Genomic DNA, 21852 nt, shown 5'->3' on the forward strand with positions numbered 1-21852 from the left:
CGCGAGCCGGCACCGGCCGGTCATCCGACGGTTAGGACGATCTTGCCGCGGGCGTGGTCGGTGTCGAGGGCGCGGAAGACGTCGGCGGCCTCCGACAGGGGGCGGGTGCGTTCGATGACGGGCGTGATCCGGCCCGCGGCGACCAGCGTGGCGAGGTGGTCCAGGTCGGCGGTGTCCCGGCGGGCGGCCACGACACGCAGCCGCGGCCGGGTCACCGCGCCCAGCGCGGTCACCTTCAGCAGGTGCGGCAGCGGGCCGAGCACCCGGCCACCCGCGCCGCTGGAGGACAGGTACACCCCGCCCGGCGCGAGCACCCGGCGCAAGGCCGCGAGCCGGTGGCCGCCGGCCAGGTCGAGGACGACGTCGTAGCTGCGGTCGCCCCGGGTGAAGTCCTCGCGCGTGTAGTCGACGACGTCGGCGCCCAGCGAGCGCACCAGTTCGGCGTTGCGGGTGCTGCACACGCCGGTGACCTGCGCGCCGAGGTCGACGGCCAGCTGCACGGCGAACGTGCCGACGCCGCCGGAGGCCCCGTTGACCAGCACCCGGCTGCCCGCCGTGACGCCGCCCAGGCGCAGTGCCTGCAGCGCGGTGGTCGCGGCCACGGGCAGCGTCGCCGCCTGCTCGAAGCCCACCCCGGCGGGCTTGCGGGCCAGGTGGTCGGCGGGCGCGGCGACGTACTCGGCGAAGCCACGCTGGTCCATCTCGCCGAACACCTCGTCACCGGGCTGCCAGCGGGTCACCTTCGCGCCGACCTCGACGACCGTGCCGGCCACGTCGCGGCCCAGGATCGTCACCCGCGGCCTGCGCAGGCCCCAGAACAGCCGGATGAAGGTGGGTTCACCTCGCAGCGCCACCCGGTCGCCGAAGTTGAGCGAGCAGGCGTGCACGCGCACCAGCACCTGCTCCGGCCCGACCGCGGGCCGCGGCACCTCAATGCAGCGCAGCACGTCGGCGGAGCCGTACCTGTCACGGACGATCGCTTTCACGGGGATCTCCTCATCTCTGGGGCACGCCACCGGTCCCGGCGGCCGCGCTGTCGGGCTACGCAAGGTCAGGGCAAGGGGCGAGCGGTGTTCAGCAGCGGAGGGCACGGACGAGCGGTGCTCGGCGGCAGGGGCGAGCGATTGCGGCGGCGCACGGCCGGGCGAGCTGTGTTCAGCGGTGGCGGGCCTGGCCGAGTCCGTCGGTGACGGCGTGCAGCAGGCTGAGCGAGGACATGGCGACCAGGCCGATCCCGATCCACCGTGTCGTGTCCGGACTCCACCCTGCCGCGGCGACGAAGGCCGGGTTGAGCACCCGGTCGGTCGTGACGAGCCAGATCAGCGTCAGCGGGGCCGCGACCTCGACCAGTGCACCGGACAGCGCCAGCGGCACGCTCCAGCGGGCGTAGTGCCGGGCGAACGCGAATCCGAGCCCGGCCAGCCCCACGGCGAGGAAGGCGTACACCACGCCGGTCTGCCACAGCCACGGCGACAGCAGGCCGATCGGCTCGCCCGCCGCGTCGCTGCGCGTGCTGACCACCGGGGTCAGCAGCACGAACGTGCAGAAGAGCACGGTCACCACGGTCAGTGTCGCCAGTTCCGCGTACCGGGCCCGTCGGCTCGGCCGTTCCGGCAGCGCGTCGATGCTCCACGGCCGGGCGGCGCCGGGACGCAGACGGGGCAGCCGGTCGAGGGCCGCGAACGCCAGCGTGGTCCAGCAGACGATGTGGACGGCCGTGGTGAACGCCGCCGACAGCGCGTCACCGGCCAGGGTCAGCGCGTCCTCGCCGCGCAGCGCCCGGACCAGGCCCACCCCGGCGGCGGCCGCGGGCACCACCGTGGCCAGCAGTATCGCGAGCAGGCGGGTGTAGTCGTGGTAGAGCGCCGGGCCGATCAGGTGCAGCGGCCGGTCGGCGTATCCGGCGGCGAGCCGGGAGGGGTCGCCCAGCTCGGTCAGCACCTCGATCTCGGCGGCGGCGGGGTCGCCGCCCGCCTCGACCCGGTCGTCGACGGCGTCGGCGATCGCGGTGCGCAGTTCCTTCTCGATGTCGGCGCGCTGGCGGCCGGGCAGGCGGCGCAGCGTGGCGTCCACGTAGCGGTCGGTGAGGGTGGTCATGGCCGGCCTTTCAGTGCGCGGAATGCGGCGTCGAGGGCGTCCCAGTCGCGGCCCAGCGTGTCGGCGAGCTGCTCGCCTTCGGCGCTGGTGCGGTAGAACTTGCGTGGCCGGGCCTCGTCGGTGTTCCAGTCGCTGGTCAGCAGCCCCTGCTTCTCCAGGCGGCGCAGCAGCGGATAGAGGGTGTTCGCGTCGACCGCGAAGCCGCGCTGCTCCAGCAGGTCGAGCAGCGCGTATCCGTAATTGGCCTGCCTCAGCACGAGCAGGCAGGCCAGCACGACGGTGCCTCGGCGCAGTTCCTGCAGGTGCGTCGAGAGCTGCTCGTCGTTAACCATACGTCACACGATAGTGTGTGCCACACAGTATGGCAACAGACTTCATGGTCCATCCGCTGACGGTTTTCCGTCAGTCAACGGAAAGGGGAGTGGCTGGTCGGCATCATGTGCGCCATGAAGCCATCGGGCCCCCTCGCCGCACTCGTCCTCGCAGTCGCCCTCGCCACTGCTGCCTGCACCGCCGACACCCCTGGGACCACACCGGCATCCAGCGGCGCGCCGGGCGCCGCTCCTTCGGTGACCAGCGTCGCTCCTTCGGCGGGCACCGCCGCGGGCGACCGGGACGGCTGCCTGACCGGCAAGTGGACGGCCGACGTGGACGCCATGGCCAAGGCGGCCGCCCGGCTGGGCGGCGGCGAGGGCAAGGGCTCCGGCAGCATCACCCTGGAGTTCGCCGACCAGATGACCATCGCGTACGACGACGCGGTCATCTCGATCAAGTCCACCGTGTCCGGCTCGGCCGTCGAGGCCAAGATGACCATCAACGGCTCGGCGACCAGCACCACCTACACGACCAAGGACGGAAAGATCGCAGGCGTGATGCCCGGCGGCAAGATCACCACCAAGTCGGTCATGACCATGAACGGCGTCGAGACACCGATGCCCGCCGCGGCGTTCGACGGCAACCTCGACCTGTCCAAGAACACGGTGTCCTACACCTGTTCCGGCAGCAAGGCGGAGCTGAGCAACGGCTACGTCAGCTGGCCGCTGACGAAGGTCTCCTGACCGGACCCCGCCCGGGCAGCCGGGCGGTCGAGGACCGCCGGCTGCCCGTACCGTTCCAGGGTCAACCGACCTCGGCCACGACCGCCCCGCTCTGGTCGCGGATCTGCGACCGGACGATCCGGACGGTCAGTTCCGGCGCGGCGGCCAGCCGGTGCTCCCCGGCCGCGGGCCGCAGCAGGCCGGTCAGTTCCGCCAGCACCTCGGGCGTGAGCTGCAGGTCCAGCGGGCCGTCGGCCTTCTGGGACATGGTGAGCCGGGTCCCGGGCCGGATGTGCACCCCGCTCTCCGGGCCGGCGAGGTACAGGTCGCGGCCGAACGGCAGCCGGGCCGCCAGCACCCGCCCGATCCGGGCGGCGGCGTTTGCCCCGACGGTCACCGTGGTGGTGCCGTCCTGCTGCTGCCAGCTCGCCTCCGCCACGAACAGGGCGCCGGTCGAGGATCCGTCGTCGCGCACGCCGTGGGAGATCGCCGCGGCGACCTCGGCGTCGCCGGTGAGGTCGCCGCGGTCGAGGTCGGTGACCAGCAGCGGCAGCCGGGGCCGCAGTGCCTCGAGCAGGCGCAGCGCGTCCCACTGCTCGATGACCGCGTATTCCTCCAGGGTGAGGCCGACGACCTGCAGGAACCGCACCTGTCCGTGCGGGGTGTCGATGACGCCGAGTTCAGGGTCGTCGGTGAAGGCGGCGGCGCGGATGGCGGTGTCCGGCCGCTCGCACACGGGCCCGTTGAGGTCGAGGTGGTGTCCGGGCCCGAAGCCGTTGCCCGAACCGAACACGTATCGGGCCAGGGCCTGCAGGAAGTTCGCCGCCCACAGCGGCGGCTCGTCCTCGCCGGACGTGCGGGCCACCCGGAAGGTGAACTCGAAGCCCCAGCCCGACTGCTCCGGGTCGTCCCACTCCTTGGTGTACAGCTCGGACATGCCGTAACTGACCAGGTGCCAATGGTCGTCACGGCGGTAGAAGCTCACGCCGTCGAGCGGGCCCGGCCCGCCCAGCCTCCACTTGATCGGCGTGCCGAAGTGCTGCGGCTCGACGCCCGGGTAGAGCCGGTCCAGCGCTGCGGTGACGGCGTCCCAGCCCGGGTAGTCCTCGGTGTCGTCGGTCATGGGCGGTGACTTTACGGATGGGGTCCGCCTTTCGGGGTACGGGTTGCGGAGGGGGGCCGTGAGGTGCATACTCAACTTGTCGGTTGATTAACCGGATGGTTGAATAGAGAGGCGGACATGGACCGACTGAGCCTGGTCTTCGCGGCGCTGGCCGACCCGACCCGACGGGCGATCCTCGCCCGCCTGGCCGACGGCGACGCCACCGTGAACCAGCTCGCCGAGCCGTTTCCGATCAGCCTCCAGGCGGTCTCCAAGCATCTGAAGGTGCTGGAGCAGGCGGGCCTGATCACCCGCGGCCGGGACGCGCAGTGGCGGCCCTGCCGACTGGAGGCGGCTCCGCTGCGCGACATCTCGGCGTGGGCGGAGCAATACCGCCGATTCTGGGACGAGCGCTACGACCGGCTGGACGACTACCTGCGGACCCTGCAGACGGGTCCCACCACAGAGGAGAAGTGAGATGGGCGAGACCAAGACCCTGGACGTCAAGCTGCAGGGCGACCTCGAGATCGTGATGACGCGCAGCTTCGACGCGCCCCTGGCACTGGTCTGGGAGGTGCACACCAAGGCCGAGCACCTGAAGAAGTGGTGGGCGCGTGGCCACGAGGCAGACATCACCGAGTTCGACTTCCGGCCCGGCGGCAAGTGGCGCATCGTCGAGCACGGCGACAACGGCGAGGAGTGGGCCTTCCGCGGCGAGGTCCGCGAGATCGTGCCCATGGAACTGATCGTGCAGACCTTCGAGTGGGAGGGCCTGCCCGGCCACATCTCCGTCGAGCGGCTCGTCTTCGAGCACAAGGACGGCAAGACCACGCTCACCGGCACGTCGACGTTCGCCAACAAGGAGGACCGGGACGGCATGGTCGCCTCCGGCATGGAGGGCGGCGCCAACGAGTCCTACCAGGCGCTGGACGCGTACCTCAAGACGCTGGCCTGACCGGCGCGGCGGCCCGCACCGACGGACGTCCGCCGGTGCGGGCCGTGCCGTCTCAGTTGCGCGCGCCGCCCAGGCCGAGCAGCGCCGCCAGGCCGAGTGCGCTGCGCGGGGCGTACGGCATCCGCCACAGCCCGCCGTGCGCCGCGCCCTGCGCCTCCTCCTGCCACACGTGCTCTCGCACCGGCGGGGGATTGCGCAGGTCGTGCACCAGCAGCGCGGCCATCAGCGTGTTGGACGTCGCCGGTTCGAACACCTCCACGCCGAACGCCGGCGCGCCCGCGTACGCCGCGGCCAGCACCCGGTTCTTCACCACCGAGCGGGTCCGGGTCGGCGGCGCGACCTTGAGGCTGACCGTCGCGCCCTCGTGTCGGGCCACCGCCGCCCGCCACCGCTGCAGCCGCTTGGCCAGGGCGTAGTTCGGACCCTGTTGCGCCACGAGGCTGTCGCAGATGCCCGGGTCGGCCTCGGGCGGATAGTTGCGCCGCAGCAGCCGCCCCGCCGACAGCATCCGCAGCGGCCCGCGCAGCGTACGCAGCGTCGACGGCTGCCGGTACTTCTCGTCGGCCTGGGCGACCGCCTCGCCGGGCGCGGCGAACACGTCCGTCGGGGTGGCCAGGAACGCCAGCGCCGTGTCCGGGCGCTGCCCGCGCAGGTGCTCGGTCAGCGCGTCCACCGCGGCGCAGACGCGCACATTGGTCGCTCCGTCCGCATAGACGTAGTTGCCGACCACCAGCCGGCCGTCCACGCCGAGCAGCCAGTCCGCGACCGTGGGCAGCTGGTGCAGCAGGTCCGCGCCGGCGACCTCGGCCAGGTCCGCGTGGTCGCGGCGCGCGGCGGCGACCGGGATGCGCAGCCGGCCCCCGTACCGCCGGGCGGTCTCCAGCAGGCCCCGCCACAGCTGCGGCCGCGGCAGGTCGACCGCGACCACCTCGCCGCCCCAGCGCAGCAGCGAATGCGTCGGGCCCATCTCGGCGCCCGCGCCCAGCGCCACCACCCGCACGTCGGACAGGTCCAGCCAGTCCGGATTGGCGGCCACCGCCCGCACCGCTTCCGCGCAGCTCGGCTCCACGACCCCGGCGGCGACCCACGCATCCAGCTGCCGGGCCAGCGCGTCGCCGCGCAGCCGCTCACCCCGGTACGGCAGGGACAGCTCGCGGTCCACGTCACCGTCGCCGCCGACCGTCACCGTGCCCAGCTCGGTGGACGGGTCAGGCTTGCGCTCGAACGCCTCCGTCAGGCCGATCTCGCCGTCCTCGGCCACCACCCGCATCCGCCGATGCAGCGACGCCAGGCCGGCCGCCGCGCTGCCGCGCGCGGCGTCACCGGAGGTCAGACCCGCCTCGACCAGCCGCCGGAAGTGCACCAGGTAGTCGGTGCGCCAGTTGGTCTCGTGCTCGGCCGCGCGGGCGCCGACCGGGTCCACCGGCCGCAGCGCGTCGGCGACCACCGCCCGTCCCAGCGCGGACGTGCTGCGCTCGGTGCCGCTGCTGACGGGGAAGACCACCCCGGACGATGCCATCGTGCCGCTCCTTCGCCTGGCCGCGGCGGGTGCGGGCCGCGTCGAGCGCGGACACTATCGCTAAGCTGGGCGGTGGGCAACGACAGCCCGCCGCCGGACCGCCGTGGCGTCAGTCTCGCGGATCATCGCCGGACGCGGGCACCGACCGGGCGGCCAGCCGTCGCCGGAAGTGGTCGTTGCCGTTGCGGGCGTCGAACCGCCCGGCGAGGTCGTTCGCGATCGCCGCCAGCTCGTCGCACAGGGCCCCGACGGTGGTCTCCGGGTCGCCGCCACGCCGCCCGTCACGTACGACCGCGCCACCGTGCCCGGTCTCGGCCAGCCCGCGCAGCACCATCACCGCGCCCGAGGCGAACTCCATGGTCTGGAACGGTGACGGCGAGCCGTCCAGCCAGGGCAGATGGCGCTCCACCAGTTCGAGCCCGCGCACCTCGTTGCCGGTCAGCCCGAAGTACACCAGGTGCAGGCCGATGCCGTGCAACCAGTTCGCATCGCGCATGCCGGGATAGGCGCGCCGCTGCGCCTCCCGTGCCCCGTCCAGGTCGCCCGTCCGCACATACGGCAGCAGGGCATGGCTGAGCAGCCAGGACGGCTGGCCGTGGCAGGTGAGGTGCTTCGACTTCTCGGTGAGCTCGACCGCCCTGGCGAACTGGCCGGTCTCCTCGTAACACTCGATGAGGTACGACGGCACGCAGGCGTTGCAGCTCGACATCCGGTCGGGCTCGGCGACGAGGAAACGGTCGTGCCAGGACAGCGCCGCGTCGTGGTCGCCCAGGTGCAGCGCGACGTACATCCGCAACTGGTAGATCGCGTGCATGCGGTAGCCGGAGCTGCGCAGATGCCGCTCGGCGTCGTCGAAGACCTGCTCGATCTGCGTGCGTGCGACAGCCGGGAATCGCACCAGGTTCATGGGTGCGTAAACCAGCAGCCGCAGCAGCCGCTGGTGCTGCCACGGCGTGACGACCTCCGGGCTGCGCTCGAGCGTGGCCAGGCACATCGCCATTGCGAGCAGCTTGCGCTGGGTCTGCCCGGCACGCACGTAGTCGCCCATCGCGTCGAGCCGGGCGTTGAAGGCGAAGGCGTCCAGGCCGGCGGCGTCGGCAAGGCGGATCACCTCGTCCAGGCGCTCGCACTTCGCTCTGCCGGCGGGCATGGATCTCGCCTCGTTCAGCGCGGCGGCCAGGTCCCGCTCGGTGTGCACCATGGCCGGAGCGTACCGGCGGCACATCACCGGTCGATGTCCAGCAGCTCAGTCTGCGCGGGCCGCGGTGATCCGGCCGGCCAGGGCGGCCACGTCGACCGGGCCGGTGGTGTCGACCCGGTGCAGGGTGCCCACGCCGAGCGGGGCCGCTGCGGCCGCCCAGGCCGCGAACCGCACCCCGCTGTCGACGAGCGTGTCGCGGTGCACCGGGTGACGGCCGGGCGCACGGGACTCGTACCGCCGCCGGGCGACCTCGACGGGCGCGTCGCACCAGACCTCGTGGACGGTCGCCGGATCGACCTCGGCGCGGGCCAGGCCCGCGAGCACGACGCCACGCAGCTGTGCCAGCCACGGCGACTCGAGCACCGCGCCGCCCGGTGCGTACGCGAGCAGTGTCCAGAGCGTCTCGCCGGCGGCGACGCCCAGCGAGCGGCTCCACTCGGCGCCCTGCCCCGGCAGATGATCGGCGAGGGTCTCCTTCACCGCGTCCTTGGCGAAGACGGGCAGCCGCAGCGCGCGGCCGAGCTCCCGCGCCAGGGTCGTCTTCCCCGCACCGGGAAGGCCGTTCACCAGCACTACAAGCACGTGCGGATGCTACCGGCCGGATGTAGCCCTCGCCCGCCACGCGCGTCCGCCGACCAGCCGTTCGCCTTGCCCGGCAGGCCGGACGGCGGCAGACTGGCTGTCGGCAGTGGACAGACGGCCGAGGAGGGGATCGCGCTGGTGCGGCGGGAACGGAAGGCCGTGGCGGGTGTGCCGATCTGGCTGCTGGACATCGACGGTGTCATCAACGCGGTCACCGATCTGCCGGATCGCCGCGTCTGGCCGGACCACGAATGGGTCCGGACCACCGCGCCCAGCAACCACGACCTCGAGTGGCCCATCCTCGCCGCGACGCCCGTGCTGGACTTCCTGCGCCGCGTCCACGAGCACGGCCGCGCCGAGATCTGGTGGCACAGCACCTGGCAGCACCACTCCGTCAACGTCGGCACCGCACTGGGTCTGCCGGCCTGGCCGGTGCGCGAGTGCCCCGAGTTCGGATCCCAGGACACCGCCCTGGCGACACCGCTGGCCAGGACGAAGCAGACCTGGTGGAAGCTGCCCGCGGCGCAGCGGGTGCTTGAGGAGGGCCGCCCGCTGCTGTGGACCGACGACGACGTACGCCACCAGCTGCGCGGCGCCGACACCAGGCCGTGGGGCAACCGGGCGCTGGTGGTGGCCCCGCCGGTGGAGGCCGGTTTGACGCCGCGTCAGCTGCGCCGCATCGATCGCTGGCTCTCCAGGTGGGCCTGACCCACCCCTACGTACCGTGTATTGCTGCGGTACCCTCCGTGTGTCTTATGTGGAGGGTGGTCGATGAATAGTGGTCCGAGCGTCCAGGACAGGGCGGCCCACGCCGGATTCGGCAGCCTGCTGCAGCGGTACGGCACCCGGCCGGTGGCGCAGCTGCTCATCGCCCCGATCGTGGCCGTGACCACGCTGGTGCTGGGCTTCGGTGCGGACATCGTGCCCTACCAGATCGCCGGCACCGTGATCACCGTCGGCCTGCTCGTTCAGGCCATGCTGATCCGCCGCAACCGGACCATCCACGTGTTCGAGCGGGGCATGATCACGGTCGGCGCACTCGGCCGGGTGCAGCACGTGGTGACCTGGCACGAGGTGGCCTACGTCGAAGGCGTCACCGTCAACACCAGCAACGGCGCGTTCACCACCACCCGGCGCGACTTCACCGTGCACTTGCCCGGCGGCAGGGTCCGGTTCAACGACCTCCTGGTGGCCGACGGCGACCGGCTCGCCGCCCACATCGCCCTGCGGGCCGGGCAGCGCCGCCTGTTCTGACCGCCTGCGAGAAGCGGGCACCCCGGCCTCTCGGCGGCCCCGTTGCCAGCCGGCTATGCCCTCACCTCGCAGATGTGGTTCGGTCACCGTTCGCGGACCGGCCGCGGTTGCGGCCCGCCGTGGCGACTACGATGACGTCTGCTGATCAGGGCATTGTTGCGGGGGAGTGGTCTGTGATGAGCGGCCTGCACACGATCGACACCGGCGTGCTCGACGACCCGGCCGGGGCAGCGCTGTCCGGCCCGCACGCCGTGTTCGCCCGTCGGCACGGTCAGGCGGCCTGCTACGACCCGGCCGTGACACCGTTTGCCGCGCTGCCGGCGGGCGCCGACACGCAGGCGTGGGACGATCTCGCGGCGCTGGTCGGTCCGGATGGCAGGGCCGTGGTCATCGGCGACTGCCCCGTGCCGGCGGGCTGGCAGATCACCTGGCAGGACGAGGTCGTCCAGCTGGTCGACGCCACGATCGCGGTCGCGGACGAGCCCGCGGCGGTGCCGCTGGGCACGGCCGACGTCCCGGAGATGCTCGACCTGGTCGAACGCACCAAGCCGGGGCCGTTTCTCGCCCGCACGCTCGAAATGGGTACCTACCTCGGCATCAGGCAGGACGGCAGGCTAGTGGCGATGGCCGGGGAGCGCATGCATCCACCGGGTTTCACCGAGATCAGTGCGGTTTGTACCGACCCTGCATACCGCGGGCAGGGGCTGGCCACCCGGCTCATCCGGGCGGTCGCCGCGGGCGTGCGGCGGCGCGGCGAGACGCCGTTCCTGCACGCGGCCAGCGACAACACCAGCGCGATCCGGCTCTACGAGGCGATGGGCTTCGCGGTCCGGCGGCAGCTCACCTTCACCGTCGTGGTCGCGCCGAGCTGACCGGGCTCAGCTCGTCGAGCCAGCGGTCCAGCTCGGCCGGAGTGCGGAACAGCAGCACCTGGGGGCCGGGGGAGTCCGCGGCCCACCGGCGCATCCGGCGGCGCTTGCGACCGAACGACGCGAAGTGCCACAGGATGATCGACTCGGAGGACAGCACGCTGCCGAGCGTCTCGCGGTTGCCGTTGCAGATGACCTCTCCGGTGGAGACCAGCCGCGCGGTGCGCCGCAGCAGCCGCCGCAGCGTCAGCCCGCGGGAGAAGTCCAGGCCGATGACCAGGTCGGCGGAGGCGAGCGGGACGTCGAGCCAGTCCTTGTACGCGCCGTCGAGGATCCAGGACTTCCGCCGGCAGACCGCCGCGATCCGGTCCCGCTGCACCGGCATCGGGACCTCTTTCCAGCCTGGCTCCCAGGTCATCTCGTCGACCGGCTGCCAGGGCAGGCCCAACCGCCGGGAGAGCTCCAGGGCGAGGGTGGACTTGCCCGCCCCGTACACCCCGTAGATCAGGATCTTCTGCGGAAAGGGGCGGCTCGCGGTCACCGGCCGAGCGTAGCGGGCGCCCGCACGAAACAACATATGTTGTTCTTTGAACAACCATCGTAGTATCGCTTCATGTCGAATCGACGTGACCTGCTTCTGGACGCCGCGATCTCGCTGCTGGGCGAGCGCGGGATGCACGGGCTCACGCACCGCGCCGTCGACACCCAGGCCGGGCTGCCGTCCGGCTCGGCGGCGAACTACTTCAGCACTCGGGACGCCCTGCTCGACGCGCTGGTGGAACGCGTCGCCGACCGCGAACGCGACAACTGGGACCAGCTGTGGGCGGCCCGCTGCCCGACCACCCCCGCCGAGCTTGCCGACGCGCTGGCCGAGTTCGCCCACCAGGCCACCGGCCCGCATCGCGCGCTGACGCTGGCCCGCTACGCCGTGCTCGTCGAGGCGGCCCACCGGCCGCCGCTGCGGGCGCAGCTCGCCGCCGTCGGTGGGCGAGTGCGGGCGCACTTCCTCACCTGGATACGCGTGTCCGGTTCCACCGACCTGGAGCGGGACGCGCCGATCATCATGAACTGCTGGACCGGCCTGGTCCTGCACCAGCTGTCCTACCCGAACCCGAACTTCGACCCCCTCGGGCAGCTCGGCCCGCTCGTCGCCGCACTGTTCCCCGGCCGGTCGCCACGTGGAAAGCGAGGCAGTCATGGACCGTGATCAGGTATGGCAGGCCATCGACGCGCATCGGCAGGGCGTCGCCGATCTACTCGATCAGCTGTCCGATGAGGACTGGCGGCTTCCGTCACTGTGCGCGGGCTGGACCGTGCGCGACGTCGCCGCGCACCTGACCCTGCAGCAGATAGGGCTAGGTGACGTCCTGCGCGAGCTGCCGTACGTACGCCCCCACGGCATGAACCGGCTGATCCTCGACATGGCCCACCGCCGCGCAGCACTGCCCACCGCGGAACTCGTCGCGCGTATCCGCGCCACGATCGGCTCGCGCCGGCACAACCTCGGCGTCACGCCGCTGGAGACACTGATCGACATCCTGGTGCACAGCCAGGACATCGCGGTCCCGGTGGGTCGCCGGCTCGCCCTGGACCCAGCCGCCGCGGGCACCGCCGCGACCCGGGTGTGGGCGCTGAACTGGCCGTTCCGAGCACGCCGGCGGATGGCGGGCTTTCGGCTGACCGCGACCGACACGGACTGGGCCATGGGCGAGGGAGCCGAGGTCAGCGCCCCGATCGAGGCGATCCTGCTGGTGCTCACCGGGCGGCTGACGGCCCTTCCCGACCTGTCGGGTGCCGGATCCGCGGCGCTCGCCGCACGGCTGTCGGTTGCGGCCTGAGTCGGCCGTCGGACGCGTTCAGCGGACGCCGAGCCGCAGGCGCTCGGTGAGGTCGTCGATGCCCAGGTAGAGGTACGCCGTCTGGTATTGCAGGTTGCCGAACAGCCGGGCCTCGCCGCGATAGATCGCCAGCAGGCTGTCCTTGCCCCGCCACCAGCCGTCGGCGACGCCCGCCACCTCGGGCACAGGGCGCATCCGGTATCGCTCGGGCAGCCCGTCGATCCTGGTCCCGGTGGCCATGCGCACCTCGGCGGGCAGGCCGTCGGCGAGGTGCCGCAGCGCGGCGGCTTCCACCCAGCCCTCGACCGAGCCGTGCAGCGGCACCCAGGTGCCTTCCGCGACGATGCCGAAGTGTCCTGCGCCGTCGACCACGAACCCGTAGGCCGTGGCCGATCGTGGAGCCCCGGCGGTGAAACAGGGGCCGAGGTCTTCTGCGACGGAAGGGTCGTCGGCGTCGAGCACACGCGGACCGCCTTCGTACTCAGGCGTGGGCGGCAGCTCCAGCCCGCCCCACCGGGCCTGGTAGGCGGCCAGGTGCTCGATCGCGTCGGCGGCTCGGCCGTCACGGTGCCAGTGTCGCCGGTGCTGCTCGGCCGACCATGTCTCGCGCCGGATCGCGTGCGCGGTCAGGTAGGCCCGAGCCCGCCTGGTCAGGCCGCTCGGGATGCGGAGCCCGCGTCCGCTCATGGCCGGAAGGCGCCCACGGTCCGGCAACTGCGGCAGATCAGGCCGGTGGCGACGCACTCGGGGCACCGTGGTGCGGTCGGTCTGCCAGACGCGCCGGGATGGATGTTGCGGGTCACCGCGTCAGGTTACCGAGGAGGGGTGACCTTTTTCGATGGTCGCGATGCGGCACCTTACATTGACTGTCGCAACTGGACTGGTCATGATGATCGAGGGATCGGTTGAATCGTCAACTTCGATGCCACCTTGGTTCCTCGCGCCCGGAAGGAGAAATCTCGTGCACCGTTCCTCGATCAAGCGTCGCGTCACGGCCGCGGTCGGTGTGGCGGCCGCAGCGGCAGCATTGCTGGCGGCAGCCGCTGTACCTGCGATGGCCGACACTGCCAAGGAGTTCACCGGTGGCGGCCGCGGCCCCACGGCGGCATCGGCCATCCAGGCCGCCGCCTGGGACGCCGAGGCGTCGGCCGGTGCCGAACAGCTCTACACCTGCGTCCAGACCGGACAGCCCGGCGTGTGGGAGGTCTTCGACCACCCCTACTTCGGCCACGTCTTCTTCGCTGAGGTCACGGTGTCCTGCACCCCGTGAGGCCGAATTGTGCCTCGTCTCCCGGATTCGGCGCATCCGGGAGACGAGGCGGTCGGTGACGACGGTCAGCCCTTGCGCCACTTCTGGGCGCCGGTGCCGTTGCAGGTGTAGAGCTGCAGTTTCACGCCGTTGGCGGTGCCTGCGGCGGTGACGTCGACGCACTTGTTGGCCTGGATGTTCACCAGGTCGCCAGCTCCGCTGAGGACGAACTTCTGCGCGCCGGTGCCGTTGCAGTCGTAGAGCTGGATGGCCGCGCCGTCGGCCGACGAGCCGGCCGCGACGTCCATGCACTTGCCCAGCGCCCGCAGGCTGCCGTCGGCCTCGAAGGACCACCGCTGTGCGCCGGTGCCGTTGCAGTCCCAGATCTGCAGCCGGCTTCCGTTGGCGGTGTTGGAACTGGGGATGTCGATGCAGCGGTTGCTGCCCTGGCCGATGAGCGGGGTGCCGCCGGTGGGCGGGGTGCCGCCGTCCTGGGCGAAGACCCGGACGTAGTCGACGACCATCGACTGCGGGAACACGGTGCTGCCGTCGGGGGAGCCGGGCCAGTTGCCGCCCACCGCCACGTTCAGGATCATGAAGAACGGGTGGTCGAAGACCCAGTGGTTGCTGCCCGCGTCGGCGCGGGTCTTGCGGGAGTACTGGATGCCGTCGATGTACCAGGTCACCGAGTCGGGTGCCCAGTCCACGGTGTAGGTGTGGAAGGCGTCGGCCAGCCGCGCTCCGCCCGGCAGGGTGTACTGGCCGGTCAGCGAGCAGCAGCCGGAGTAGCCGGGGCCGTGCAGGCTGCCGTGGACGGTGCCGGGCTCGCGGCCGATGTTCTCCATGATGTCGATCTCGCCGCTGTTGGGCCACGGGTTGGTGCCGATGTCGCTGCCGAGCATCCAGAACGCGGGCCAGATGCCGTTGCCGCGCGGGATCTTGATGCGGGCCTCGTACCGGCCGTAGGTCTGGGTGAACCGGTCGGCGGTGAGCAGGCGCGCGGAGGTGTACTGGCAGCTGCCGTACCAGCAGCCGTAGCCGGCGGGGTTCTCCCGGCGGGCGGTGATGACGAGGTTGCCCGCGCCGTCGTGGACCGCGTTGCTGGTGCTGTTGGTGTAGTACTGCAGTTCGTTGTTGCCCCAGCCGCCGCCGCCGATGTCGAACTTCCACTTGCTGCCGTTGACGGGCGTGCCGGCGGCCGCGTTGAACTCGTCGGACCAGGTCTGCGGGCCGACGGCGAGGGCGGGGGTGGCGGTGATGACGGTGGCGGGCACGGTGAGGCCGGCGGCGGCGAGCGCGGCCACGGTCAGCCGGGCCAGCAGTCGGGTCGTTCTACGCATGGGACTACCTCCCAGGAGCGTGCGAGGCGTGCTACCAGGCGTTCCGGGCAGAACACATATGGTAAGCACTGTTAATAAATTGACAACCGTCACGTTAGGACGGAGTCGCGCCCCCGTCAAGAGAGCGCTCTCTATGAGATCGACTCAGCTCCGATGTGGAGTGTGATCATGGCCGTACGCGACGTGGTCGCGGCGGCGGTACGCGCCGGCTGAAGCGGGTATGCGTCTGCCATGAACACGCAGAAGGTCGTCTACAAGCCGATCGGGATGGTGAGCGGCGTTGTGGCCGGTGCCGTCGCCGGGGTGGCGTTCAAACAGGTCTGGCGGATCGTCTCCGGCAAACGCGAGGCGCCGCACGCCACCGACCCGACGAAGGGTTGGACCGAGATCCTGCTCGCCGCGGCGCTGCAGGGTGCGGTCTTCGGACTGGTCAAAGCCGCCGTCGACCGCGGCGGCGCGCACGGCGTCAAGGCGCTCACCGGCAGCTGGCCGGACTGAGCGGCTTGTCGTACCCGAGGGCTCCGTTCGGTGGAACGGGGCCCTTGACCATGTGCGGGTCGAGCCGTTCAACTTCGCCGGAAAAATCTTGAGAATTGTGCGGCGCGGATGTCGAAGGCGCGCGGCCGGCGGTGTCTACCCGGTGAGAGGGTGGCGGGACAGGCCCGACGGGCGGCCGCCGCCACCACGGATCGCCAGGAGGAGTTACGGACATGAAGTACATGATCATGATGCACACGGGTCAGAACGCCACCGAGGGCATCGTGAACTGGTCGCAGCAGGACGTGAAGCGGCACCTCGAGTTCCAGCACGACTTCGACCGCGAGCTGCGCGAGGCCGGCGAGATGGTCTTCAACGAAGGACTGACCTTCCCCGACCAGGCCCGCATCGTGCGCCACGACGGCAAGGGCGCACCCGCCGTCACCGACGGCCCGTTCCCCGAGGCCAAGGAGTTCCTGATCGGCTTCTGGATCGTCGACTGCGCGAGCCCCGACCGGGCGTACGAGATCGCGGCCAAGGCGTCATCCGCGCCCGGCAAGGACGGCGAGCCGCTCGGCATCCCGATCGAGGTGCGCCCGATCGTGGGCCCGCCGCCGGCCGACGCCTGACCTGCGATGACCGACCGGCCGATCGAGGACCTGCTGCGCGAACTCGCGCCGCGGGTCCTCGCCGTGGTCGCGCGCAAGTACCGCGACTTCGACACCGCCGAGGACGCCGTGCAGGAGGCGCTGCTCGCGGCGCATCTGCACTGGCCGTCCGAAGGGCTGCCGGACAGCCCGGAGGCGTGGCTCGTCGCCACCGCCTCCCGGCGGCTGATCAACATGTGGCGAGGCGACGACGCCCGCCGCCGCCGAGAGGAGCGGGACTGGGAGCCCGTGGCGGCGGCCGCCGCGGATGCGCCCGGCGGCGACCGCGACGACACGCTGCAGCTGCTGTTCATGTGTACCCACCGCGCGCTGACGCCCGCGTCGGCGATCGCGCTGACGCTGCGCGCGGTCGGCGGCCTCACCACTACTGAGATCGCCGCCGCGTTCCTGGTCCCGGAGGCCACCATGGGCCAGCGGATCAGCCGCGCCAAGCAGCGCGTGCACGCCTCCGGCGAGCCGTTCCGGCTGCCGTCGGGCGAGCAGTGGCGGCCCCGGCTCGACGCCGTGCTGCACGTGCTCTACCTGATCTTCAGTGAGGGGTACGCCAGCAGCGGCGGCGGCGAGCTGGTGCGCACCGACCTGTCCAAGGAGGCGATCCGGCTCACCCGGGAGGTGCACCGCCTGCTGCCGCACGAGCCCGAGGTCGCCGGGCTGCTGGCGTTGATGCTGCTCAACGACGCCCGCCGCGACGCGCGCACCGGCCCGCACGGGGAGCTGATCCCGCTGCCCGAGCAGGACCGCGCCCGCTGGAACCGGGCGGCCATCGCCGAGGGGGTCGACCTGGTCAGCGCCGCGCTGCGGCAGCGCGCCGTCGGGCCGTACCAGCTGCAGGCGGCGATCGCCGCGGTGCACGACGAGGCCGCCGCGGCCGGCGAGACCGACTGGCCGCAGATCCTCGCGCTGTACGGCGTACTGGAGCGCATCCAGCCCAACCCGATGGTCACCCTCAACCGCGCCGTCGCCCTGGCCATGGTCGACGGCCCGCAGGCGGGCCTGAAGGTGCTGGACACGCTCGACGAGCAGCTGCCCGGCCATTACCGCCTGGCCGCCGTGCGCGGTCACCTGCTGGAGATGGCCGGCGACCGCCCGGCCGCGATCGAGCAGCTGCGTTCTGCCGCGGTCGGCACGTCCAGCGCCCCCGAGCTGCGGTACCTGCTGACCGAGATCGGCCGCCTGCGCGACGGATCCTGACCGGGTCGGCGAGCAGGGCTTCGTTATCGGCTCGTTATGCGGCTCCGTAAAGGTGGCAGGTTCGCCCAGGCGTATAGCGGTCGCCAGTGAGCCGGCGCTACCGATCATGAAAGAGACCGTGGACGACTTCGCAGACTTCTTCCGGGCGCGACGTGACGTCGCGTACCGCACCGTGTTCGTGGCCGTGGGCGACCGCGCCGGCGCCGAGGACGCGGTCGCCGAGGCGTTCGCCCGGGCGTATCAGCACTGGGCATCGGTGCGCGATCACCCCAACCCGACCGCCTGGGTCATCCGGACGGCGCTGAACGTGTCGCGGTCCTGGTGGCGTCGGCGGAGGAAGGAGTTCCTCACCGCGGAGGGGCCCGAGCCGGGTGCCCGGCCGTTGTCCGAGGACCCGCTGGACGACGCGCTGACGGCCGCAGTCATGACGCTGTCGAGGCGGCAGCGCGAGGTGGTGGCGCTGCGCGTGCTCGCGGACCTGAGCGCGGACGAGACCGGGCGATTGCTCGGGATCACTGCCGCGACGGTCCACGTCCACCTGCACCGCGCCCTGGCGGCGCTGCGCGGGGCACTCGGTGAGCAGGCTGCGACCGTTACGGAGGCGCGACGATGACCCTGACCGACGAAGAGCTGAGCGGCCTGATCTCGACGAGGTTCGGCGACGGCTCCCTGCCGGCCGGCCTGGAGCAGGTGGAGCGGCGTGGGCGGCAGCGCCGCCGCCGGGCACGGATCGCGACGGCGGCGGCCGCCGTGGTCGGGCTGGCCGGACTGGCCGGCGTCACGGCGTACGGGCTCGACCGGCACGAGCAGGCCGAGCGGGTCGCGGCGTTCAACCGGAGCTGCCAGGCGGCCTACACGGCCGAGGCCGCCAGGACGGGCCGGGCGGCGCAGCTGCCGACCACGCTCGAGGAACCGCTGCTCGAACTGCAGCGCGGCGACGCGCGTTTCCGGCTCTACACCGCCGCTCCCGGGCCGCTCCGTTCAATGATCTTCGACTGTGCGCGGGCCGCCGACGGATCGGTCTCGGGCCGGATCTCGTACGGGCAGACCACCGCGATGGAGCTCGACCAGCCCCTCACCGCGTACCGGGATCATCTGCCGGACGGCACGGTGGCGATCGTGGCGCGCCTGCGCGATCCGGCCGGGGTGGTCTCGGTGACTCCCACGAGAGGGGACGTGCAGACGGCGCAGCGAGACGGGTTCGCCGTGGTGTGGGGTCCGGCGGCGGCGCTGGCCGATGCGGCGCTGACCGTGGGCGACAGCAGCCTTGACCTGGCCCGCGACGCGCTGTCCGTGACTGCGACGTTCCAGGAGGAGGAGTTCGACCGATACTGCCTGCGGGCGCTGGACCAGCGCCTGGAGCTGAACGGTGCGACGCGGGCCCTGACCGCGCGCCACGGGGACAGCTGGGCGCTGCAGATCTACCGGGCCGACAGGGCCATCGCCCTGTGCTCCTGGACCAACCTGGCCGACGACCCGGAGAACGGCGTGTCCTACCACGGTCCGATCCTGGGGCTCGGCTCGGCGACCAACATCGGGCCGGGTTCGATCCTGGGGGGCTCGGACAGGGACGAGTCATGGCTGGCCGGTCTCACGCTGCCGGGCACGGAGCGGGTGGAGGTCGTCGGGGAGGACGGCAGCCGGGTGCAGGCCCAGCTCGGCGACGGTGTCTACCTGGCGCGGGTGCCGAGTGGCGTGAGGTACGAGACGACCGTCATCACGACCGCGACCACGGTCCACACGTTCGCGAGGGGCAAGACGACGACGCAGCGACCGCGCTGATCGTGCCGCGGCTGGGCCACGCCCACGGGCGGCACTCAGCCGGCACTGCCGGTATGTCGCCGTGGGGCGTATGCATCTCGGGACGGGTTCATATCCCGAGATGCATACGCCCCACGGCATTCGTGGCCGGTGGTCCCGGCCTTAGATGATCGACACGTCCAGGTCGGCGAGCCGGTCCTTGTCGGCGGTGAGGTCGATGGCGGCGATGCGGCCGCCGACGATGGTGAAGGCCAGTACCACACGCACCTTGCCGCCCGGCGCCCAGACCGCATTGACGACGCCGTCGACCAGCGCGGTACGCGCCTCGGCGGCCATGCCGTTCCAGTACCCGGCGACGGTGGCCGCGCCGCGCTTCTCACCGGTCGAGCCGTAGGACACGGCGGTCGCGTCGGCGCGCATCACCACGTCGGGGTCGAGCGCGGTGAGCAGCGCCTCGAAGCGGCCTTCGCGGGCGGCGGACAGGAACGCCTCGACCACCTCGCGGCGGCGGGCCTGGTCGACGTCGCCGGTCGGGGCCTGCCCCTGCACCCGGCGGCGGGCGCGGCTGGCCAGCTGCCGGGCCGCGTCGGGCGACTTGCCGATGACCGGGGCGAGCTCGTCGAACGGCACCGCGAACATGTCGTGCAGCACGAACGCCAGCCGCTCGGCGGGGGTGAGCGTGTCGAGCACGACCAGCAGCGCGAGCCCGATGGAGTCGGCGAGCACCGCCTCCTGCTCGGGGTCGGCCCCGGCGGTGGCGCCGACGGGTGGCAGGTCGGTGTCGGCGGCGTCGTCGAACAGGTCCTCGCGCCGGGTGCTGCGTGAGCGCAGCATGTCCAGGCAGATCCGGCCGACCACGGTGGTCAGCCAGCCGCTGAGGTTGCCGACCTCGCTGACGTCGGTACGGCTCAGTCGCAGCCAGGTCTCCTGTACGGCGTCGTCGGCCTCGGCCGAGGAGCCGAGCATCCGCAGCGCCACCGCACGCAGCCGTCCCCGGTCCTGTTCGAAGCGTTCGGCCAGCCGGTCCTGCTCGTCCATGTCGTACGTACCTCCCCGAACCGTCATGAATAGTGATCCAGGCCACATCTGTCACATCTTCGGAAAGCGGCCCGTCATACCGATGACGAACGAGATCGGGCCGATGTGACAGGCCCGGCGACATCAAGATCCTAATGGAGGAGCCATGCAGTCCCGGATGACCAACCCCGCCGCCCTGCTGCCGGACGCCGTGAAGGGCATCAACCTGATCTACAAGGCCGCCCACTCCGCGGGCCTGGCCAAGTCGACGTTGGACCTGGTGCACCTGCGCGCCAGCCAGATCAACGGCTGCAGCGCGTGCGTCGACTCCGGCGCCCGCGGCATGCGCAAGGCCGGGGAGACCGACGAGCGGCTGTTCGCGGTCGCGGCCTGGCGCGAGACCGACTACTTCACCGAGGCCGAGCGCGCCGCGCTGGACCTCGCCGAGCACGCCACCCGGCTGGCCGACAAGGCCGACCCGGTGCCGGACCACGTCTGGGAGGCGGCCGCCAAGCACTTCGGCGAGGCCGAGCTCGCCTCACTGGTGCTGTGGATCGCGACGACGAACTTCTTCAACCGGCTGAACGCGGTCACCCGCCAGCCGGCCGGCCAGAACTGGGGCTGAGCTGCGGCACGGGGCCGTCGGTACGGCCCCGCCGCAGCCCGGCGGTCCGGCGGCCGGTCGCCAGCCGGGCCAGCGCCGCAGCAGCGGCCTGGATGCGCAGCCGCCGGGTGACATCCGGCCGGGCCGCCACGGCCAGGCTGTGCTCGGGGTGACGGGCCCCGCAGACCGCGCCGACGATCGTGGCCACGGTGCGGGCCTGCCCGCCCATCATCATCGCGTACCGGATGGCGGCGACCGGGTCGTCAGGGTGGCGCAGGAACGCCGTCAGCGCGGCGGGCACGCAGCGCAGTGCGGTGCCGCCCGCGCCGACCGTCGCGGCCGCGTCGGCCGGGGCGCTGCGATGGCGGACCAGGGTCTGCACCTCGCCCATCGCGGCCCGGAACTCGCTGGTCCGCAGCTGCGCGGTGACCAGGTCGAGGAACGCGTACTTGTCGGCGGGCGCGAGCGGCTGCCCGCGCGCGGCCAGGGCCACCGCGGTCGCCGTCGCGGCGGCCGCGTCCCGGGCCAGCGGATGGCTGTGCGTGATGCCGGCCGTGCGGCGGGCCAGCGCCGCGACCGCGCCGACACCCGCGTCGGGCAGCAGGCCGATCGCGCCCGCCCGCACCGCGGCGACGCTGCCATAGCTGCCCTGTCCGTCGTGGACGGTCGGGGCGACCTGCGACCAGCGCACGCCCCGGCGCACCGCGGACAGCACCCGCGCGGTGCCGGTGTCGGCCAGTTCGGGCCGGTCCGGCCACTCCCGGGCCAGCTCCAGGGCCAGCACGTCGTCGTGCACCCGGCCCGCGTGCCGGCCCAGGTGCTCGGCGAGTATCAGCAGCTGGGTCGCGGCCGCGCTGGGCGGCGACTGCCGGGCGTGCCCGGCGCGGGCCGCGCGCAGCACCGCCTCCACCTGTGCCGGATCCGGCACGGTGGCCCCGTGCAGGGGAGCGGCCACCAGGTCGGCGCGGGCTGCCATGAGCATGCAGCCGTGCGCCCGGCGCAGCAGCTGCGGATGGTCGAGCATCGCTGTCACGGCGGATCTTCTTTCCTTCCGTTGCCGCCCGCCGCCCGGATCCCTCCGGGCGGCGGGC

At 72.3% G+C, this 21852-nt stretch carries 27 protein-coding genes; 15 read left to right on the top strand and 12 right to left on the bottom strand.

Annotated elements, in window-relative coordinates; genetic code table 11:
* Positions 1 to 20: 20 nt before the first annotated feature.
* The 3 genes from FLL47_RS34180 to FLL47_RS34190 all read right to left on the bottom strand — a co-directional run bounded on the left by FLL47_RS34180 (position 21) and on the right by FLL47_RS34190 (position 2429).
* On the bottom strand, positions 21 to 986 hold the full coding sequence (locus tag FLL47_RS34180) for an NAD(P)-dependent alcohol dehydrogenase (protein WP_144126786.1): 966 nt from the start codon (positions 984 to 986) through the stop codon (positions 21 to 23).
* A 169-nt stretch (positions 987 to 1155) separates the two neighbouring features.
* A complete protein-coding gene (locus tag FLL47_RS43285; RefSeq protein WP_186316073.1) occupies positions 1156 to 2097 on the bottom strand; it encodes a permease prefix domain 1-containing protein in 942 nt (313 codons plus the stop codon).
* Positions 2094 to 2429: a PadR family transcriptional regulator gene (locus FLL47_RS34190; protein ID WP_144126787.1), complete on the bottom strand. Its 336-nt coding sequence runs from the start codon at positions 2427 to 2429 to the stop codon at positions 2094 to 2096. The genes FLL47_RS43285 and FLL47_RS34190 overlap by 4 nt, the downstream gene beginning before the upstream one ends.
* A gap of 114 nt (positions 2430 to 2543) precedes the next feature.
* Between FLL47_RS34190 and FLL47_RS34195 the strand changes: the two genes are divergently transcribed.
* Positions 2544 to 3155 (top strand): hypothetical protein, encoded by a 612-nt coding sequence (locus FLL47_RS34195; protein ID WP_144126788.1) that lies wholly within the window; start codon positions 2544 to 2546, stop codon positions 3153 to 3155.
* A gap of 61 nt (positions 3156 to 3216) precedes the next feature.
* Here the strand turns inward: FLL47_RS34195 and FLL47_RS34200 are convergent, their stop codons facing one another.
* Positions 3217 to 4257, bottom strand: a complete 1041-nt coding sequence (locus FLL47_RS34200) for a suppressor of fused domain protein (protein WP_186316074.1) — start codon at positions 4255 to 4257, stop codon at positions 3217 to 3219.
* 117 nt (positions 4258 to 4374) lie between these two features.
* Between FLL47_RS34200 and FLL47_RS34205 the strand changes: the two genes are divergently transcribed.
* Positions 4375 to 4713: an ArsR/SmtB family transcription factor gene (locus FLL47_RS34205; protein ID WP_144126790.1), complete on the top strand. Its 339-nt coding sequence runs from the start codon at positions 4375 to 4377 to the stop codon at positions 4711 to 4713.
* Between the two features lies 1 nt (position 4714).
* Positions 4715 to 5191, top strand: coding sequence for an SRPBCC family protein (locus tag FLL47_RS34210; protein ID WP_144126791.1), 477 nt, complete (start codon positions 4715 to 4717; stop codon positions 5189 to 5191).
* Between the two features lie 52 nt (positions 5192 to 5243).
* Here FLL47_RS34210 and FLL47_RS34215 read toward each other — a convergent pair whose 3' ends face one another.
* From FLL47_RS34215 to FLL47_RS34225, 3 genes are all read right to left on the bottom strand, one after another.
* On the bottom strand, positions 5244 to 6710 hold the full coding sequence (locus FLL47_RS34215) for a hypothetical protein (protein WP_144126792.1): 1467 nt from the start codon (positions 6708 to 6710) through the stop codon (positions 5244 to 5246).
* Positions 6711 to 6819: 109 nt separating this feature from the next.
* Positions 6820 to 7911, bottom strand: coding sequence for a tetratricopeptide repeat protein (locus FLL47_RS34220; protein ID WP_144126793.1), 1092 nt, complete (start codon positions 7909 to 7911; stop codon positions 6820 to 6822).
* Between the two features lie 45 nt (positions 7912 to 7956).
* Complete coding sequence (locus FLL47_RS34225; protein ID WP_222106322.1) at positions 7957 to 8493, bottom strand: P-loop nucleotide/nucleoside kinase family protein; 537 nt, start codon at positions 8491 to 8493, stop codon at positions 7957 to 7959.
* A 138-nt stretch (positions 8494 to 8631) separates the two neighbouring features.
* Here FLL47_RS34225 and FLL47_RS34230 point away from each other — a divergent pair, with 138 nt between their 5' ends.
* From FLL47_RS34230 to FLL47_RS34240, 3 genes are all read left to right on the top strand, one after another.
* Positions 8632 to 9201, top strand: a complete 570-nt coding sequence (locus FLL47_RS34230) for a hypothetical protein (protein ID WP_144126794.1) — start codon at positions 8632 to 8634, stop codon at positions 9199 to 9201.
* Between the two features lie 63 nt (positions 9202 to 9264).
* Entirely contained in the window at positions 9265 to 9747 is a 483-nt protein-coding gene (locus FLL47_RS34235) for a hypothetical protein (protein WP_144126795.1), read from the top strand.
* 176 nt (positions 9748 to 9923) lie between these two features.
* Positions 9924 to 10619 (top strand): GNAT family N-acetyltransferase, encoded by a 696-nt coding sequence (locus FLL47_RS34240; protein WP_144126796.1) that lies wholly within the window; start codon positions 9924 to 9926, stop codon positions 10617 to 10619.
* Here the strand turns inward: FLL47_RS34240 and FLL47_RS34245 are convergent.
* Positions 10594 to 11157, bottom strand: a complete 564-nt coding sequence (locus tag FLL47_RS34245) for a P-loop NTPase family protein (protein ID WP_246159031.1) — start codon at positions 11155 to 11157, stop codon at positions 10594 to 10596. The genes FLL47_RS34240 and FLL47_RS34245 overlap by 26 nt on opposite strands.
* A gap of 72 nt (positions 11158 to 11229) precedes the next feature.
* Between FLL47_RS34245 and FLL47_RS34250 the strand changes: the two genes are divergently transcribed.
* Together FLL47_RS34250 and FLL47_RS34255 are read left to right on the top strand one after the other, a co-directional pair.
* A complete protein-coding gene (locus FLL47_RS34250) occupies positions 11230 to 11823 on the top strand; it encodes a TetR/AcrR family transcriptional regulator (protein WP_144126798.1) in 594 nt (197 codons plus the stop codon).
* The gene (locus tag FLL47_RS34255) at positions 11813 to 12454 is read left to right on the top strand and encodes a maleylpyruvate isomerase family mycothiol-dependent enzyme (RefSeq protein WP_144126799.1); all 642 of its coding nucleotides are present in this window, start codon (positions 11813 to 11815) and stop codon (positions 12452 to 12454) included. The genes FLL47_RS34250 and FLL47_RS34255 overlap by 11 nt, the downstream gene beginning before the upstream one ends.
* A gap of 18 nt (positions 12455 to 12472) precedes the next feature.
* On the opposite strand, the gene FLL47_RS34260 is transcribed toward FLL47_RS34255, so the two are convergent.
* Positions 12473 to 13141, bottom strand: coding sequence for a hypothetical protein (locus FLL47_RS34260; RefSeq protein WP_144126800.1), 669 nt, complete (start codon positions 13139 to 13141; stop codon positions 12473 to 12475).
* A gap of 274 nt (positions 13142 to 13415) precedes the next feature.
* Between FLL47_RS34260 and FLL47_RS34265 the strand changes: the two genes are divergently transcribed.
* On the top strand, positions 13416 to 13724 hold the full coding sequence (locus FLL47_RS34265) for a hypothetical protein (protein ID WP_144126801.1): 309 nt from the start codon (positions 13416 to 13418) through the stop codon (positions 13722 to 13724).
* Positions 13725 to 13789: 65 nt separating this feature from the next.
* Here the strand turns inward: FLL47_RS34265 and FLL47_RS34270 are convergent, their stop codons facing one another.
* On the bottom strand, positions 13790 to 15043 hold the full coding sequence (locus FLL47_RS34270; RefSeq protein ID WP_144126802.1) for a glycoside hydrolase family 16 protein: 1254 nt from the start codon (positions 15041 to 15043) through the stop codon (positions 13790 to 13792).
* A 231-nt stretch (positions 15044 to 15274) separates the two neighbouring features.
* On the opposite strand from FLL47_RS34270, the gene FLL47_RS34275 reads away from it, so the two are divergent.
* The 5 genes from FLL47_RS34275 (at position 15275) to FLL47_RS34295 (ending at position 19161) form a co-directional block, all read left to right on the top strand.
* A complete protein-coding gene (locus tag FLL47_RS34275) occupies positions 15275 to 15541 on the top strand; it encodes a DUF4235 domain-containing protein (RefSeq protein ID WP_144126803.1) in 267 nt (88 codons plus the stop codon).
* Between the two features lie 212 nt (positions 15542 to 15753).
* Entirely contained in the window at positions 15754 to 16149 is a 396-nt protein-coding gene (locus FLL47_RS34280) for a YciI family protein (RefSeq protein WP_144126804.1), read from the top strand.
* A 6-nt stretch (positions 16150 to 16155) separates the two neighbouring features.
* A complete protein-coding gene (locus FLL47_RS34285) occupies positions 16156 to 17379 on the top strand; it encodes an RNA polymerase sigma factor (protein WP_144126805.1) in 1224 nt (407 codons plus the stop codon).
* A gap of 106 nt (positions 17380 to 17485) precedes the next feature.
* Positions 17486 to 17992, top strand: coding sequence for an RNA polymerase sigma factor (locus FLL47_RS34290; RefSeq protein WP_144126806.1), 507 nt, complete (start codon positions 17486 to 17488; stop codon positions 17990 to 17992).
* Positions 17989 to 19161, top strand: coding sequence for a hypothetical protein (locus FLL47_RS34295; protein WP_144126807.1), 1173 nt, complete (start codon positions 17989 to 17991; stop codon positions 19159 to 19161). The genes FLL47_RS34290 and FLL47_RS34295 overlap by 4 nt, the downstream gene beginning before the upstream one ends.
* Positions 19162 to 19302: 141 nt before the next feature.
* On the opposite strand, the gene FLL47_RS34300 is transcribed toward FLL47_RS34295, so the two are convergent.
* A complete protein-coding gene (locus FLL47_RS34300; RefSeq protein WP_144126808.1) occupies positions 19303 to 20178 on the bottom strand; it encodes a sigma-70 family RNA polymerase sigma factor in 876 nt (291 codons plus the stop codon).
* 145 nt (positions 20179 to 20323) lie between these two features.
* Here FLL47_RS34300 and FLL47_RS34305 point away from each other — a divergent pair, with 145 nt between their 5' ends.
* Positions 20324 to 20782: a carboxymuconolactone decarboxylase family protein gene (locus tag FLL47_RS34305; RefSeq protein WP_144126809.1), complete on the top strand. Its 459-nt coding sequence runs from the start codon at positions 20324 to 20326 to the stop codon at positions 20780 to 20782.
* On the opposite strand, the gene FLL47_RS34310 is transcribed toward FLL47_RS34305, so the two are convergent.
* Positions 20748 to 21785 carry an ADP-ribosylglycohydrolase family protein gene (locus tag FLL47_RS34310; protein ID WP_246159046.1) on the bottom strand — a complete coding sequence of 346 codons (1038 nt, stop codon included), beginning with the start codon at positions 21783 to 21785 and terminating at the stop codon, positions 20748 to 20750. The two genes, FLL47_RS34305 and FLL47_RS34310, sit on opposite strands and share 35 nt — an antisense overlap.
* Positions 21786 to 21852: the final 67 nt, after the last annotated feature.

The sequence above is a fragment of the Catellatospora sichuanensis genome (assembly GCF_007483665.1).
Classification (GTDB): Bacteria; Actinomycetota; Actinomycetes; order Mycobacteriales; family Micromonosporaceae; genus Catellatospora; species Catellatospora sichuanensis.

Bases quoted from the DNA above. Each gene is read 5' to 3' on its own strand.
- FLL47_RS43285 (WP_186316073.1), bottom strand. From the start codon at position 2,097: ATGACCACCCTCACCGACCGCTACGTGGACGCCACGCTGCGCCGCCTG.
- FLL47_RS34190 (WP_144126787.1), bottom strand. From the start codon at position 2,429: ATGGTTAACGACGAGCAGCTCTCGACGCACCTGCAGGAACTGCGCCGA.
- FLL47_RS34195 (WP_144126788.1), top strand. From the start codon at position 2,544: ATGAAGCCATCGGGCCCCCTCGCCGCACTCGTCCTCGCAGTCGCCCTC.
- FLL47_RS34200 (WP_186316074.1), bottom strand. From the start codon at position 4,257: ATGACCGACGACACCGAGGACTACCCGGGCTGGGACGCCGTCACCGCA.
- FLL47_RS34205 (WP_144126790.1), top strand. From the start codon at position 4,375: ATGGACCGACTGAGCCTGGTCTTCGCGGCGCTGGCCGACCCGACCCGA.
- FLL47_RS34210 (WP_144126791.1), top strand. From the start codon at position 4,715: ATGGGCGAGACCAAGACCCTGGACGTCAAGCTGCAGGGCGACCTCGAG.
- FLL47_RS34215 (WP_144126792.1), bottom strand. From the start codon at position 6,710: ATGGCATCGTCCGGGGTGGTCTTCCCCGTCAGCAGCGGCACCGAGCGC.
- FLL47_RS34220 (WP_144126793.1), bottom strand. From the start codon at position 7,911: ATGGTGCACACCGAGCGGGACCTGGCCGCCGCGCTGAACGAGGCGAGA.
- FLL47_RS34235 (WP_144126795.1), top strand. From the start codon at position 9,265: ATGAATAGTGGTCCGAGCGTCCAGGACAGGGCGGCCCACGCCGGATTC.
- FLL47_RS34240 (WP_144126796.1), top strand. From the start codon at position 9,924: ATGAGCGGCCTGCACACGATCGACACCGGCGTGCTCGACGACCCGGCC.
- FLL47_RS34250 (WP_144126798.1), top strand. From the start codon at position 11,230: ATGTCGAATCGACGTGACCTGCTTCTGGACGCCGCGATCTCGCTGCTG.
- FLL47_RS34255 (WP_144126799.1), top strand. From the start codon at position 11,813: ATGGACCGTGATCAGGTATGGCAGGCCATCGACGCGCATCGGCAGGGC.
- FLL47_RS34260 (WP_144126800.1), bottom strand. From the start codon at position 13,141: ATGAGCGGACGCGGGCTCCGCATCCCGAGCGGCCTGACCAGGCGGGCT.
- FLL47_RS34270 (WP_144126802.1), bottom strand. From the start codon at position 15,043: ATGCGTAGAACGACCCGACTGCTGGCCCGGCTGACCGTGGCCGCGCTC.
- FLL47_RS34275 (WP_144126803.1), top strand. From the start codon at position 15,275: ATGAACACGCAGAAGGTCGTCTACAAGCCGATCGGGATGGTGAGCGGC.
- FLL47_RS34280 (WP_144126804.1), top strand. From the start codon at position 15,754: ATGAAGTACATGATCATGATGCACACGGGTCAGAACGCCACCGAGGGC.
- FLL47_RS34285 (WP_144126805.1), top strand. From the start codon at position 16,156: ATGACCGACCGGCCGATCGAGGACCTGCTGCGCGAACTCGCGCCGCGG.
- FLL47_RS34290 (WP_144126806.1), top strand. From the start codon at position 17,486: ATGAAAGAGACCGTGGACGACTTCGCAGACTTCTTCCGGGCGCGACGT.
- FLL47_RS34295 (WP_144126807.1), top strand. From the start codon at position 17,989: ATGACCCTGACCGACGAAGAGCTGAGCGGCCTGATCTCGACGAGGTTC.
- FLL47_RS34300 (WP_144126808.1), bottom strand. From the start codon at position 20,178: ATGGACGAGCAGGACCGGCTGGCCGAACGCTTCGAACAGGACCGGGGA.
- FLL47_RS34305 (WP_144126809.1), top strand. From the start codon at position 20,324: ATGCAGTCCCGGATGACCAACCCCGCCGCCCTGCTGCCGGACGCCGTG.
- FLL47_RS34310 (WP_246159046.1), bottom strand. From the start codon at position 21,785: ATGCTCGACCATCCGCAGCTGCTGCGCCGGGCGCACGGCTGCATGCTC.